We start from the raw sequence: 14084 nt of genomic DNA on the forward strand, positions 1-14084 counted from the left end.
GTAAATGCAGCTTTTCGAATGTTAAAAAAACGTTAAAAGGGTAATTGGTCTTGCTTTTATAGTTAAAATATTGGATATTTGTAACATTCTGAGAATATAACCAGTACACAGGCGTTCATAGTCTTGTCATTTGTACTATAAACGAAAGAGCTAAAAAATGGGGAAAAAAGTAATTGCAGCCCTGCTGCTTATGATTTCTTTTGTGTCGATTCAGGCACAGACCACGCAGAAGGATCCAAAACCTGCAGATAAGATTGAGGATCCCGATAACCTGGCTACCGAATACTTCTCCCAGATTATGGGAGTTGCGCTCTCCGCTACATCAAACCTTAAACTTTATCAGTTTGTTTACGACTGGATCGGTACTCCTTACCGTTTAGGTGGTGGAACCAAAAAGGGAATTGATTGTTCTGGTTTTGCATTCGAATTATACAATAAAGTTTTCAGTACACTGATCGGCAATAATTCAAGAAATATTTTCAGTATGGTGAATCCGATCAAAAAGGAAGAGCTGAAAGAAGGTGATCTTGTATTTTTTAAAATAGGCAGCCGTTCAATTACTCATGTTGGTGTATATATGGGCAATAATAAATTTGCACATGCCTCAAGCAGCAAGGGTGTAATGATCAGTGATCTGAACGAAGCCTACTGGACCAGATATTATTACAAAGGCGGCAGATTGCTGGCCTCACTCAGAGATTAACAAGAACTCAATATGTTAAAAAGCACCGTAACACAATTACGGTGCTTTTTTGTTTTAATAGGTTCAAATTCAGTATATTCAATAAATTTTCCAATTATGTACACATCCTATATTTTACTTTTCTTAGCGATTGTAATTCTGTTCAGTTCATTTGTTACTGTTAAACAGGGTACAATTGCAGTTGTAACTATTTTCGGCAAATACAGAAGGCTGCTGCTGCCCGGACTGAATTTAAAGATTCCACTGATCGAAGTAATTCATTCGAGAATTTCTATTCAGAACCGTTCTGTAGAACTTGAATTTCAGGCAGTAACTATTGACCAGGCTAACGTTTATTTCAAAGCGATGGTTCTTTATTCTGTCAACAATCAGGATGAAGAAACGATCAAAAATGTTGCCTTTAAATTTATCAATGAGCAAAACCTGATGCAGGCTCTGATCAGAACCATTGAAGGAACAATACGCGCCTTTGTGGCAAGTAAGAAACAATCAGAAGTCCTGGGGCTTCGCAAAGACATTGTTGATCACGTAAAAGAGCAGCTGGATACGGTCCTCGAAACATGGGGCTATCATTTACAGGATCTGCAGATTAACGACATCACCTTCGATGAAGTAATCCTGACCTCTATGAGCCGTGTAGTAGCATCCAATAACCTGAAAGCTGCTGCAGAGAACGAAGGTCAGGCTCTTTTAATCACCAAAACAAAAGCAGCCGAAGCGGATGGTAATGCGATCAAAATCGCTGCAAATGCAGAACGTGAAGCTGCTCAGTTACGCGGACAGGGTATTGCACTATTCCGTGAAGAAGTTGCAAAGGGTATGACACATGCTGCAAAAGAAATGCAGACCGCAGATCTGGATACTTCAGTTATTCTTTTCACCATGTGGACAGAAGCCATCAAACATTTCGCAGAGAACGGGCAGGGCAATGTTATATTCCTTGATGGTTCTTCTGAAGGTATGAAAAGAACTATGGAGCAAATGATGAGCATCAACATCATGGAAACCCAGGAAAAAAAGAAGAAAGCTTAAACAGAAATTTTAAACTCCAAATAACAGAAAAACCCGGCATGCACCGGGTTTTTCTGTTATTTGATCTGAATGTAATCTGCTACAATCTGCAAAGCTTCATCACGGATAAAATCTACATCATCCTTAGGCTTTGCTTCACCCTTTTTCAATGGTGGCAGACCTTTTGCGGCCCGTCTTTGATTTTCACGCTGTAATGCTTTGGCCTCCTGCTCATCACGTTCTTTTTTCAGCTGCTCTTCATTCAGAGTGATTGAAGTTTCAGCTTCACGTTTTGCAAATTCCTCAATATCCTCCAGGAGGTTCTTATAGCCAAGGGATGTCTTCATCCGTTCTTTATGCATAACAATAAGTTTACGCTTAACATCCTCCAAATTAGTTACCTGAACAAACTTGCTTGGGGCAATCGTATCCCATGGAAGTGCTCTCGGTTCAGAGCTTTCTCCATATTTGTCTTTCGGAAAAACAGTTGGTAATTCAATATCAGGTACAACACCCTTATGTTGCGTACTGCTGCCATTCACACGATAGAATTTCGCCATAGTCAGATTGATCTGTCCAAATTCAGGAGCATTCGTCCTGACATTATTCCCTCCCTTATTACCGGCGGTCTGGGCGGCCTTAAGCATCAGCTTATCTGCAGTACCTATCACTCTCGACATATCGATTCCCTGCTGAACGGTTCCTTTTCCATAAGACTGGTTACCAATCACTATTCCTCTTCCGTAATCCTGCATTGCACCTGCAAAGATCTCAGATGCAGATGCGCTGAAGCGATCCAGAAGTACGCCCAGTGGACCAGACCATGCAATTGATGTATCCTCATCTTCATCCACTTCTACCTTATTTCTCCGGTCGCGAACCTGTACTACAGGGCCCGACTTAATGAATAAACCGCTTAAACTAATCGCTTCAGGAAGTGAGCCTCCTCCATTACTTCTTAAATCAAGAACAACGGCATCCACTTTCTCCTGCTTTAAAGTATCAAGCAGAAGTCTTACATCACGCGTTGTACTCTTATAGTTAGGATCTCCTGCCTGCATTGCTCTGAAATCAGCATAAAAAGCCGGTAACTGTATGATACCAATCTTATATGACTTACCTCCGGAACTAACCGTTTTAATTATTTTCTTAGCCGACTGATCTTCAAGAACTACCTTATCCCTAACCAGTTCAACAATTTTTGGTGTAGAAGACAGTTCCTGACCTGCAGGAATAACCTTTAACCGAACAATGGTACCTTTAGGCCCTTTTATTTTGGTTACTGTAACATCAATTCGCCATCCTATTACATCCACAAATTCGCCATCCCTGCCCTGAGCAACGGCAATGATTCTATCATTCACATTCAGAGTCTTGGCCTTGAATGCCGGTCCGCCGGGAATAATTTCAGCAACCTTCACCACTTCATTTTCCAACTGAAGTCTGGCACCTATACCTTCAAAAGTACGAGCAAGTTCTTCGTTAAATTCCTGTGCACGATTAGGGACAAAATAATTAGTGTGGGGATCCACTGTTCCGGTGAAGGCATTCATAAAGATCTGAAATACATCCTGATTGTTAAACTTAGTGGATTGAGAGATCAGATTCTCGTATCTCTTCTTTAAGGTTTCCCTTATCTTAGCTTCTTCAGTACCTGTAACTTTCAGGTTCAGCATTTCATATTTAATGCGTCTTGACCAGAGTGTGTTTGACTCAGATTCAGATTTAAGCCAGGGCAGCTTTTCGCGGTCATAGGTATATGTTTCATTTGCAGTGAAAGAAAATTTCTTGTCGAGCTCTTTCAATGCAAATTTCACCCGGTCATTATAACGCTTTTGATAAACATTGAAAATGTAAAATGCAACACTCAGATCTCCTTCACGGATATCATCATCCATTGTCATTCTGTATTGCTCAAAATCTGTAATATCACTTTGCAAAAAATAGCTCTTACCACCATCAAGCGCTTTAAGGTATTCATCAAAAACAACAGTTGAAAAATCATCATCCACAGTAACTTTCTGATAATGGAAATTTTCAATGAGCTCAACCAGCGATCTTGCCACTACAGACTGCTGCATTTCAGGCTTAAGATCATTTTCTGAAACCACAATATTTACCCGTGGGTCGGCTTTGCAGGATAAAGCTGCTACTATAAAAACCGCCAGACATAACCTCTTTAACATCTCTTTAAATGATTTTAACTCCATTGTAGAATATACCTATCCAAATTGGTACCAAATTTTAAATATAGACATGGCAAATATCGAATTGATACATAAACCATGTAACATGTTTGTGTTCTTTTATAATACTGAACGGCTGAAATTAAGAAAAGCCTGAAGAAAATCTATTGTACAGTCCTTAAAAAATCGGCTTTAAGATCGTTAAATTCCTTATTTGCTGAATTTGCAGCAAGCAGATTACCGGTTTTTGTATAAAGTTCAGACAGTGTGCTCTTTATTTCGATCAGATTATAACTGTATTTATATTTAAGCGAAAGCTGTTCTGCTTCTTTCAGATCGCTGAAGGCAAGCTGATAATCGCCGATTGCCAGTTTGACATGTGCAAGCCCGATAAGGGAATTAACAATTCCTTTCGGGTAATTTACTTTCCTTGCCAGCATATTTGACTGAATATAAAACCACTTTGCTTCAGAAAATTTCTTCTGACGTCCGTAAATATCTGCCAGCTGATCGTAACATCTTATCGTACCGGTTTTATCTTTTAACTTATAATAATTCAGAGGTAAAGCCCTTTTTAAAATCAATGCCTCGGCTTCTTTATACTTTTTTTGTGTGGCCCAGAGAGTTATAAGACTACTATAGCCTTCTGCAACAGAAGCAGAATTCTTCATGCCTTCCGCAGCATCAATTAAAGCATTACTGTATTTAAGAGCTTTATTAATATCCCCCTTGAAGGTACAGAGTCGCGAAAGGCTGAGGTAATTGCTGAGTGCTGCTTTAGTATTATTGATCTCAAGATTCAGATTAAGTGCCTGCTCCATCAAAAATACAGCTTGTTCCAGATCGTCTTTTAAGGCATAATTAATTGCATAGGAGTTCAAAACATTTGCTTCAGCGGCCCTGTCGCCCAGGTTTCTGTATAAAAAGATCAGCTGATCAAAAGCAGTCAGGGAATCAGAACCCAAATGACCGTTATATATTCCGGAAGAGACAGGAAATACTGAAGGAGCTGCGTCGGATGCCATCAGCTGTCTGCGCAACTGCAAACTATTGAAATAGCTTTTGACCGGATCAAAATTGGCCGACCTTAAAATTTCTGCTTTAAGCGAATCGGATAAATCCGGTTTACTAAACTTAATCTTGATTTCAATCGCTCTGCTTTCCTGATTTTTGTTCTTTGCACATGCCTGATTTGGCAGCACGAAAATCACCGAAAATAAACCATAAAAAAAATAAGACCTGACCTTCATTAATAATACTCCTGATTGATCTGTATTAAATTACGGATCCTGTTGACTAAATCAAACGTACGAAGATGTATTAAATTACAAGCATCATCTCAGAGTAAATATTCAGGTGTATAGAAACAGTAACGGGATTTAAAAATTCAGGGCGCAATCCTGTTTAATTACGATTGATTTTGCCGAATTTTAACGATCAATATTTCCTAATCTTAATCAAACTCATTAAAGATGGCAACAATACCTCCTCTGGCAGAGCGCATGCGCCCCGAAACGCTCGACGACTATGTTGGACAAAAACATCTTGTTGGGAAGGATGCCATCCTGCGGGTAGCCATTGAAAGCGGGAGATTACCTTCCTTAATTCTATGGGGTCCGCCAGGAGTAGGAAAGACAACACTGGCGTTCATCATCGCCAGACAATTAAACCGTCCGTTCTTTAGTCTCAGTGCCATCAATTCAGGTGTAAAAGACATCAGGGAAGTAATTGAAAAAGCTGCGGCATTAAAGGATCTGAATGAGAATCTGCCAATACTATTTATTGATGAGATTCATCGTTTTTCAAAATCGCAGCAAGATTCGCTTTTGGGTGCTGTTGAACGCGGCCTGGTAACACTGATCGGAGCAACTACAGAAAATCCTTCCTTCGAAGTAATATCTGCATTGCTTTCCCGCTGCCAGGTTTACATTTTACAAAACCTTTCTGAAGAGGATCTGCTTGGCTTGTTGAATAAAGCAATCAGCCAGGATTCCTATCTGTCGGGCAAGAAAATCAGCATCAAAGAACATGAGGCGCTACTTCGTCTTTCAGGCGGAGATGCCAGAAAATTACTGAATGTTCTGGAACTCGTTGTCAATGCCGCTAACAGCAGCAGCGTAGTTATCGGTAATGAGCTGGTATTAAAACATGTACAGCAGAATATGGCCATCTATGATAAAGCTGGCGAACAGCATTATGATATTATATCGGCCTTCATCAAATCAATCCGGGGCAGCGACCCGAATGCAGCTGTTTACTGGCTGGCAAGAATGATTGCAGGAGGGGAAGATCCTTCGTTTATTGCACGCAGACTGCTTATTTTAGCCTCAGAAGATATCGGAAATGCCAATCCTAACGCATTATTACTTGCCAATACCTGCTTTCAGGCAGTAAATGTGATAGGATGGCCTGAATCAAGAATCATACTTTCACAAACGGTAACCTATCTGGCTTCATCAGCCAAGAGTAATGCCAGTTATGAAGCGATAGCAAAGGCTCAGGATCTGGTTAACAGAACCGGTGATCAGTCTGTTCCGCTCCATTTACGAAACGCCCCTACAAAACTGATGAAAAACATAGGTTATGGAAGGGAATACGAATATTCGCATGCGTTTGAAGGCAATTTTTCGGCTCAGGAATATATGCCTGATAGTCTGAGCGGACATCTTTTATATGATCCGGGGAAAAATGCAGCTGAAGATAAACTCAGGGAAAGATTAAGGTCTTTATGGAAGGGGAAATATAATTATTGAGCTGTTCTGAATTTTCAGTTAATAAACCAGAGTCTTAATCAGCAACAAATTCATTAATTTCAATATTATTTTAACAGAAATCTTAACAAAACACAAATGAATTTAAACCTTAAAGGCAAAAGAGCATTAGTTTGCGGAAGTACACAGGGAATCGGCAAAGCTTCTGCTATTGAACTTGCACTTCTGGGCGCAGACATCACCCTCATTGCCCGAAATGAGGAAAAATTAAAGGAAGTTCTGAACGAATTACCCGGATTTGGAAAACAGAAGCACCAGTATTTATCAGCTGATTTCACAAACCCTTCTGAACTCAGGAAAATCATCACCGGATACGTTTCAGAACACCCGATAGATATTCTGATCAATAATACAGGTGGCCCGGCAGGCGGACAGGCGGTAGATGCTGCAACTGATGAGTATATAAATGCTTTCAACATGCACCTTATTTGTAATCAGATACTTACTCAGGCCGTGGTACCCGGAATGAAGAATAAGAATTTCGGAAGAATCATTAATATCATTTCTACTTCTGTAAAAACTCCGCTTAAAGGATTGGGAGTTTCGAATACCATCAGAGGAGCGGTAGCCAGCTGGTCGAAAACACTTGCTTTAGAACTCGCACCTTTTGGTATTACAGTCAACAATGTTCTTCCAGGTTTTACCATGACGGGCAGACTTGAATTCCTGATTAATTCTATTGCTCAGAAAGAAGGTAAAAGCAATGAGGAGGTTAAAAATGACATGATCAGTACCATTCCGGCAGGAAGAATAGCCGATGCTGAAGAGGTTGCAGCAGCAGTAGCATTTTTAGCCAGCCCGGCAGCATCCTATATCAACGGCATCAATGTTCCGGTTGATGGCGGTAAAACACCTTCATTATAAAACAATTTACAGATATGAATACAGTAAAAACCTTAATGCTGAGTATAGTTTTGCCTTTTGCCGGCTACGGGATGATCAGCGGGATGAATGAAAATATGCGTTCTGTATTGAAATTTCAGAAGAAGAAATCTGATATCATTGCCGATAATGCAAAGCCTGTATTAATTTCGAGTCAGTTCAAATTTACCGAGGGACCGGTGGCTGATAAGCAGGGTAATTTCTTTTTTACAGACATCATCGAAGATAAGATCTGGAAGTACAGTATCGAAGGTGAATTAAGCCTTTTTATGGATAAAACCGGCCACTCTGACGGGATGTATTTTGACAAAAAGGGCAACCTGATCACAGCTGCCGACGAAAAAAATGAGTTATGGTCGATCAGTCCGGATAAAAAAATTACCGTAATCCTCGATAATTACGAAGGGAAACGCTTTAACGGACCGAACGATCTATGGATAGACAAAAAGGGAGGAATCTATTTTACCGACCCTTACTATCAGCGTCCTTACTGGGAAAGAAAGCAATCAGAACTTGACGGGCAACATGTTTATTACCTGCCGAATGGTTCAAAAAAAGCAATCATAGTTGACAATAAGCTTGTAATGCCGAATGGCATCATTGGTTCGGCTGATGGCAAAAATCTTTTCGTAGCTGATATCGGTGATAAGAAAACCTATAAGTATACCATTAATAAGGATGGCAGCCTGTCTGAACGAAAGCTATTTACCGGTATGGGTTCAGACGGAATGACACTTGATAACAAAAGCAACCTCTATCTTACCGGCCGGGGCGTTACTGTTTTTAATCCCCGGGGAGAACAAATAGAACATATTGAGCTGCCGGGATGGACAGCCAATGTTACTTTTGGAGGTAAAAACAAAGATATTTTATTTATAACCTCAAATAAATCAGTGTATACCCTGAAGATGAAAGTGAAAGGAATTTAATTCTTTAAAAACAGAAAGGCCCCGGATTGAAAAATTCACTCCGGGGCCTTTCATTTTCAGGTTGATTTCCTATTCTGCTGATGCAGCAACAACCTCTCCTTTAATGTAAATCAACTTTACAGGAGTTTTAGCATTAGACCTGATGGTCAGCCCCTTACTAAATGGAGCCAATGCGGCTGCATTATAGGTAACTGTAATCGTTCCTGTTTGTCCTTTTAATACCGGTGTATTGGTATACTTTGGAACAGTACATCCGCAAACACTTTCAATATTGCTTATAATCAATGGCTCATCGCCAATGTTTGTAAATTTAAAATCAACACTTACTGGTTTTCCCTGAGGAATTTTACCAAAATCATGCGTTTCTTTTTCAAACTTGAATTCAGGTTTTTCTACAGCGCGAAATGCTGATACTGCTGCAAACAAAAATACTACGCTGCAAAGAATAACTAACTTTTTCATCTTTTTAATTTTTTGTTTTTTTAATAGTAATAAATCTGCCTGCGGCAGGCAGGTCTACCTGTCGGTAGACAGGCATGCATGCCGTCGGGCATGGCGATCATGATTTGATAATTACTAAAGTTTATTGTTTTGTATTATCAAAGCAAATCCCGCGCCAAAATAACACGACAGGTAATAAGCCCTCATACCAAAAATAACATTTTAGCTTATCCGATTATAAACAAGCATCAATTGTTATTCAATTGTTACGCGAAAATCAGAATTTGGTTTCATTGCCCGAACGACTGTCTGAGATTCATTCGGGAGAAACCCGAATTAAAATCTTCTGTCGGGTTTCTTTTCTTCAGAAACGCGAACACCAATCTTACGGCCATATAATTCAGTGCCATCCAGGGCTTCAATAGCCTGCTGACCTGCCTCATCGTCCATTTCAACAAAGCCAAAGCCCTTACTGCGACCACTTTGCTTGTCAATAATCAACTTCACCGAAGTGGGTTCACCATACTTTTCAAAAATTTCTCTTAACTCCTGTTCATCTACTTTAAATGGAAGTCCTCCAACGAAAATATTCATATGCTATTAATTGTTTAGTTTCAATTTACTGATTTACTTGTTCCTGATAATAAGGATGTTGCTTAACTCTGGTTATTTCAGGGTCACCAATGGCAGTTAATATCCGGCGGGCACCTACAAGAGTACGCGACTGAAAATCATCATAATTCTTAGATCCGCTGATCATGCTGTTAATTCTCACCAATCCTGCAGCTTGAATAAACTCCCCATTGCCAATATATATTGCTGTATGGGTAACCCTCATCGTTTTTTTATTCCCTGCAAAAAAGAGATGATCGCCCGGCTTCAGATTCTTTAATGCTTTGGTAATACTCACAGAATCACTTTCAAAAATATCTACCTTATCCCCAACTAATGCCTGCTGGGAGGCATCCCGGGGAAGTACAATACCATGCATAAAATAACTTGTTTTCGTAAATCCGCTGCAATCCATGCCCTTTACTGAGGTGCCACCCCATAAATAAGGAATACCAAGATAGTTACGGGCAGTTTTCAATAATTGTTCTGCTGAAGGATCGGGCTGATTTTTCCACTGATCATATGGCCTTGCTTTCTTCACTGAGATAAAGGCAGTACGCTTATCGGGGAATGCAACTTTATAAAAACCACTTGTCTCAGAAAGCAGCTGCAGAATATTTCCGGCAACAAGATCAGATACAGGTAATGAACTTTCAGATGGTTCAGTGTAAGCAAGTCCGAACAGTTCGGTATAAACAATCTTTTCTGCCCTTTGCCAGTTCTCGAACTCCGGTTTAGTCATCGGTACAATACCGGCTGATTCAGTCCATGACAGATAATTATCAGGAGTACGGATAAAATAATTTCCTCTTTCCTTCTTTAATATTTTTACCGGTGTACCCAGGAGAGACTGGGTGGCCATCTCGGCAGCATGATTCGGGGCATAGCGCTGATTGATGACCGATAAATTAGTGACACCATATACTTTTGCATTCTGATCAGCAGAAGGTAAAACTTCCTCTTTGATTATTACCACGAGGTTTTCCCTACTCAGCAAAGCTTTTAATTCTGCCGCTGCTTCTGCTTTGGAAATCTCCAGCTTATACGCAAGAGGCTCTGATGTTAGCTGACTAAGCTGATAATATTCAGTTCTTTTATCCGGAGCGTATTTTTTTTGAACCTGAAGTGATAATTCATTTACTCTTTTTATAAGCAAAGAATCAATAACAGCAGCTTCTGAATAAGAACCGAGAAATAAAATAAAAGCAATAAAAAATAATCTGTTCATATAGTATTCTGTAGAAAATAAGGATTGCGACAATTCGGCTAGCTTAATTCCTTATGTTTCGATAATTGATAAATTTAAGGAAAGAATCTCAGAAAATCAGCAGTAATTTTAGTATCAGGGATTAAAGTCATTGACTATAAATTCTTTAGCCAGTCCATCAGTGAAGCATACTTATAGGTAAAGTTCAGTTCTCTATCAGTTCGTTCAGTGCTGATTACTTTCCAGTCCTTCCTTTCAGCAATAAATTGCGGCTCGACAAGATGCTCGGTTTTTGCAGCAAGTGTATAAAATTCTTCTTTTGACGGATGTATTGGTGCGCATCCATTATATATCCCCCCGGCATTTTCATCATTAATCAGGGTACTGACCAGAGCAATAACATCATCCAGATGAATAAGGTTCACAGGAGCCAGTCCGTTAGGAATATTGGTTTTACCGGCAAAAAATCTTCCCGGTGTCCGGCCCGGCCCGATTAAACCGGCAAGCCTTAAAACAACCACCTTTGTCTTCAGACCATTTAACATCTCTTCAAACTCTGCAATTGCCTTCGCTGAATCGGTTTCAGGTGCTATTGCTGAGCTTTCTGTTATTTCCGAATTGCTTTCAGGATAAACTGAGGTAGAACTGATAAAGATGATTCTGGAAATTCTTCCTCTCTCAAGCAATGGCTTCAGCAGAAAGGCCATTTTACGATAATTTTCTGTACCGGTTATACTTCTCCTGCCCGGAGGTACAGAAATGATGAGAATGTCAGAATCTAAAAAATCAAAAAGTTCAGGATCCTGACTATTTATGTCGAACTGTACTAAATAAGGGTCAATTCCATCTGATTTAAACAGATCTGATTTAGCCGGACTTGTTGTACTGGCTTTAACTCTAAATTCTTTGCTTATCAGGTATTTAGCAAGCGGATAGCCCAGCCAGCCGCATCCAAGTAAACTAACCGTAGTGTTATTTTTCATGTATATTTACAACAAAAGTACGTGCTTTAATTTTTAATTGAGTTTTGGCATCTCATTTGAATTAATCTTAAACAAAAAATAAATAATCATGAAAAGTATAAAGATTAAAACAGCAACATGGGCATTGGCTATTGCTGCTTCTGCCATGTTATTTCAAGCCTGCGCAACTGCAACAAAAACACAAAAAGGAGCTGTCATCGGTTCAGCAGCCGGTGGAACTATAGGTGCTATAATTGGTAAAAAAGCAGGAAATACTGCAGTTGGTGCTATTCTGGGCGGAGCTATCGGTGGTACTGCCGGAGCATTAATCGGTCGTAAAATGGACCGCCAGGCAGAAGAAATCAAACAAACTGTTCCAAATGCTGAAGTAATCCGCGAAGGCGAAGGAATCATTGTAAAGTTTGACTCAGGAATTTTGTTTGATGTTAATCAGACTGCACTGAAACCTGCTGCAAGAACCAATATTGAAAATCTGGCTACCTCATTGAAAAATAACCCGGAGACTATCGTTACCATTGTTGGTCATACAGATGCTACCGGTACCGATGATTATAATCAGAAACTTTCTGAGCGTCGCGCCGCAGCTGTTAAATCTTATGCAGTTGCTCAGGGAATAAGTTCAAGCCGCCTGAATACTCAGGGAAGAGGCGAAAGTGAACCAATTGATGATAATACTACCGAAGATGGCAGAGCCAAAAACCGTCGTGTGGAAATTGTGATCGTTGCCAACGAAAAAATGAAAGAAGAAGCTAAATCCGCTCAATAAATACACTCATATCCTATCTAAATAGCTCATCAGGCTCCGGGTTGATGAGCTATTTTACCAGCCCCTGGCTTTTCTTGTCTCCGTGATATGAGCCAGATGATGCTCTCCATGCCAGACATACATTGCCAGAACTTCAGCCAGTACAAAATTCTTTTTATGTTCCGGATGATAATAAGTTCTTGAAAAGTCGCTGCTCTTAAATGTTCTCAAAAATGCCGTCCACCTTCTGTGAAGACTGTCAAGCAGATCAAGCGAATCATGCACGGCTCCATAATGCGCCTCCTCACATTCAGCCCAGCGATCTTCATGATAAATCCTGATAGTGGGATTATCTTCAGTCAGGGCAAGCTTGAAACGGATATATGCATTCATATGACTGTCGGGAAGATGATGAACAACCTGTCTTAAAGTCCAGCCCCCATCCCTGTAGGGTGTATCCAGCTGCACATCATTTAATCCATTTACTGCGTCACGAATCTTGCCGGGCAATGCTGCCAGATTTTCGATCAATCCCGGATATTCATCTTCTGTGCAGGGTTCTGACTTAAACTTTCCTATCGGATATTTAAGCTGTTCCAAATCTTTTGTCATACCATTAATTATTTAAACCATAAATGTACGCATTGACAGGGCATGTGCCCCAAGCTGTTTATTGCCAATGACTTGCCAGAACTGTGCAGCCTGATTAATATCAATTGCCTTTGAAAAAAGCATCCAGGAAATATTCTGATCAATAAAAACCATTGAATCTGCCTGATCTGCTGAATCTGCAAAACACCAGCTACCTGACAATTGCTGAATGCACCATACCCCGCCGGCATCACCAACAATCTCAATCCTTACCACACTTCCTTCCCTGGCATCCATACACAGGTAGTGATAAGGCAATGCTTTCATGCAAATCTGCAGAAAAGGATGATATAATTCAGGGTTCAGAATTGAAGGCGCCCCTACCGCCAGCCTGATCTGCTGCTGATAATACCATTGTTCTGTATATTCCCTTTCTATATCAAAACGGTTTGTAGAATGCTCTTCCCCTGCCCAGGATACCGGAAAAATAGCAGGAGCATCGGGATCCAAACTCTTCAGATAAGTATAAAGTTCATCATAAGCATGCCTGAGCTGATTTATAATAATCTGCGGACTTACCCTCTGATAAGCCTTTACCCAATCGGCATTCAGTTCATTTAAATATGCAGGTAATTCAGGATAGGTTTTAAGATCGGGTCCATTAAGTATATTGGTATCTCTACCTGCAGATATCCTCCTTAATACCCTGTCGAGCAGATGTGCCGCAATATCTTTTACTGTCCATTGGCTGCATATTGTTTCATTTTCCCATTGCTGCCGGCTTAGGCCATCCAGAAGATCAATTAGTGAAGTACTAAGCCTGGGGAAAATGTTTAATAGTTCAGTCATAGCATCAAATGCTCTTCTTTAAGCTCTTTAACAGGTTCATTCTTAGCGGATAGCCCTATTTATCAGATCGAACCGCGACTGAAATATTACGGCAAATAATGAATAAATATTCCGAATACAGAGCTCACAGCCATATTCCCGCTTTTGCAGCTTCTGACAATTTGTCCGAAAGCA

The 14084-nt window shown here is 40.2% G+C and carries 14 protein-coding genes; 6 read left to right on the plus strand and 8 right to left on the minus strand.

Annotated features, from left to right (window positions below):
- Positions 1–157: 157 nt before the first annotated feature.
- Both P2W72_RS07060 and P2W72_RS07065 read left to right on the plus strand, forming a co-directional pair.
- Positions 158–703, plus strand: a complete 546-nt coding sequence (locus P2W72_RS07060; protein ID WP_276360291.1) for an NlpC/P60 family protein — start codon at positions 158–160, stop codon at positions 701–703.
- A 96-nt stretch (positions 704–799) separates the two neighbouring features.
- Entirely contained in the window at positions 800–1735 is a 936-nt protein-coding gene (locus P2W72_RS07065) for an SPFH domain-containing protein (RefSeq protein WP_276360293.1), read from the plus strand.
- 56 nt (positions 1736–1791) lie between these two features.
- On the opposite strand, the gene P2W72_RS07070 is transcribed toward P2W72_RS07065, so the two are convergent.
- On the minus strand, positions 1792–3900 hold the full coding sequence (locus P2W72_RS07070) for a carboxy terminal-processing peptidase (RefSeq protein WP_276360294.1): 2109 nt from the start codon (positions 3898–3900) through the stop codon (positions 1792–1794).
- A 164-nt stretch (positions 3901–4064) separates the two neighbouring features.
- Positions 4065–5150, minus strand: coding sequence for a hypothetical protein (locus P2W72_RS07075; RefSeq protein ID WP_276360295.1), 1086 nt, complete (start codon positions 5148–5150; stop codon positions 4065–4067).
- A gap of 222 nt (positions 5151–5372) precedes the next feature.
- Between P2W72_RS07075 and P2W72_RS07080 the strand changes: the two genes are divergently transcribed.
- The 3 genes from P2W72_RS07080 (at position 5373) to P2W72_RS07090 (ending at position 8482) form a co-directional block, all read left to right on the plus strand.
- Positions 5373–6653 carry a replication-associated recombination protein A gene (locus tag P2W72_RS07080; protein WP_276360296.1) on the plus strand — a complete coding sequence of 427 codons (1281 nt, stop codon included), beginning with the start codon at positions 5373–5375 and terminating at the stop codon, positions 6651–6653.
- Between the two features lie 96 nt (positions 6654–6749).
- Positions 6750–7535 carry an SDR family oxidoreductase gene (locus P2W72_RS07085; RefSeq protein ID WP_276360297.1) on the plus strand — a complete coding sequence of 262 codons (786 nt, stop codon included), beginning with the start codon at positions 6750–6752 and terminating at the stop codon, positions 7533–7535.
- 14 nt (positions 7536–7549) lie between these two features.
- Positions 7550–8482, plus strand: coding sequence for an SMP-30/gluconolactonase/LRE family protein (locus P2W72_RS07090; RefSeq protein WP_276360298.1), 933 nt, complete (start codon positions 7550–7552; stop codon positions 8480–8482).
- 69 nt (positions 8483–8551) lie between these two features.
- Here the strand turns inward: P2W72_RS07090 and P2W72_RS07095 are convergent, their stop codons facing one another.
- The 4 genes from P2W72_RS07095 to P2W72_RS07110 form a co-directional block, all read right to left on the minus strand.
- Positions 8552–8944, minus strand: coding sequence for a DUF1573 domain-containing protein (locus tag P2W72_RS07095; protein WP_276360299.1), 393 nt, complete (start codon positions 8942–8944; stop codon positions 8552–8554).
- Positions 8945–9259: 315 nt separating this feature from the next.
- The gene (locus tag P2W72_RS07100) at positions 9260–9517 is read right to left on the minus strand and encodes an RNA-binding protein (protein ID WP_276360300.1); all 258 of its coding nucleotides are present in this window, start codon (positions 9515–9517) and stop codon (positions 9260–9262) included.
- Between the two features lie 25 nt (positions 9518–9542).
- Positions 9543–10763: a C40 family peptidase gene (locus P2W72_RS07105; protein WP_276360302.1), complete on the minus strand. Its 1221-nt coding sequence runs from the start codon at positions 10761–10763 to the stop codon at positions 9543–9545.
- A gap of 134 nt (positions 10764–10897) precedes the next feature.
- Positions 10898–11725 (minus strand): SDR family oxidoreductase, encoded by an 828-nt coding sequence (locus P2W72_RS07110; RefSeq protein WP_276360303.1) that lies wholly within the window; start codon positions 11723–11725, stop codon positions 10898–10900.
- Between the two features lie 88 nt (positions 11726–11813).
- Between P2W72_RS07110 and P2W72_RS07115 the strand changes: the two genes are divergently transcribed.
- The gene (locus P2W72_RS07115) at positions 11814–12491 is read left to right on the plus strand and encodes an OmpA family protein (protein WP_276360304.1); all 678 of its coding nucleotides are present in this window, start codon (positions 11814–11816) and stop codon (positions 12489–12491) included.
- Between the two features lie 54 nt (positions 12492–12545).
- Here the strand turns inward: P2W72_RS07115 and P2W72_RS07120 are convergent, their stop codons facing one another.
- Together P2W72_RS07120 and P2W72_RS07125 are read right to left on the minus strand one after the other, a co-directional pair.
- Positions 12546–13082, minus strand: a complete 537-nt coding sequence (locus P2W72_RS07120; protein WP_276360305.1) for a YfiT family bacillithiol transferase — start codon at positions 13080–13082, stop codon at positions 12546–12548.
- A 12-nt stretch (positions 13083–13094) separates the two neighbouring features.
- Positions 13095–13910: a maleylpyruvate isomerase family mycothiol-dependent enzyme gene (locus P2W72_RS07125; RefSeq protein ID WP_276360306.1), complete on the minus strand. Its 816-nt coding sequence runs from the start codon at positions 13908–13910 to the stop codon at positions 13095–13097.
- Positions 13911–14084 lie beyond the last annotated feature (174 nt).

Source organism: Daejeonella sp. H1SJ63 (assembly GCF_029360775.1).
Taxonomy (GTDB): Bacteria; Bacteroidota; Bacteroidia; order Sphingobacteriales; family Sphingobacteriaceae; genus Daejeonella.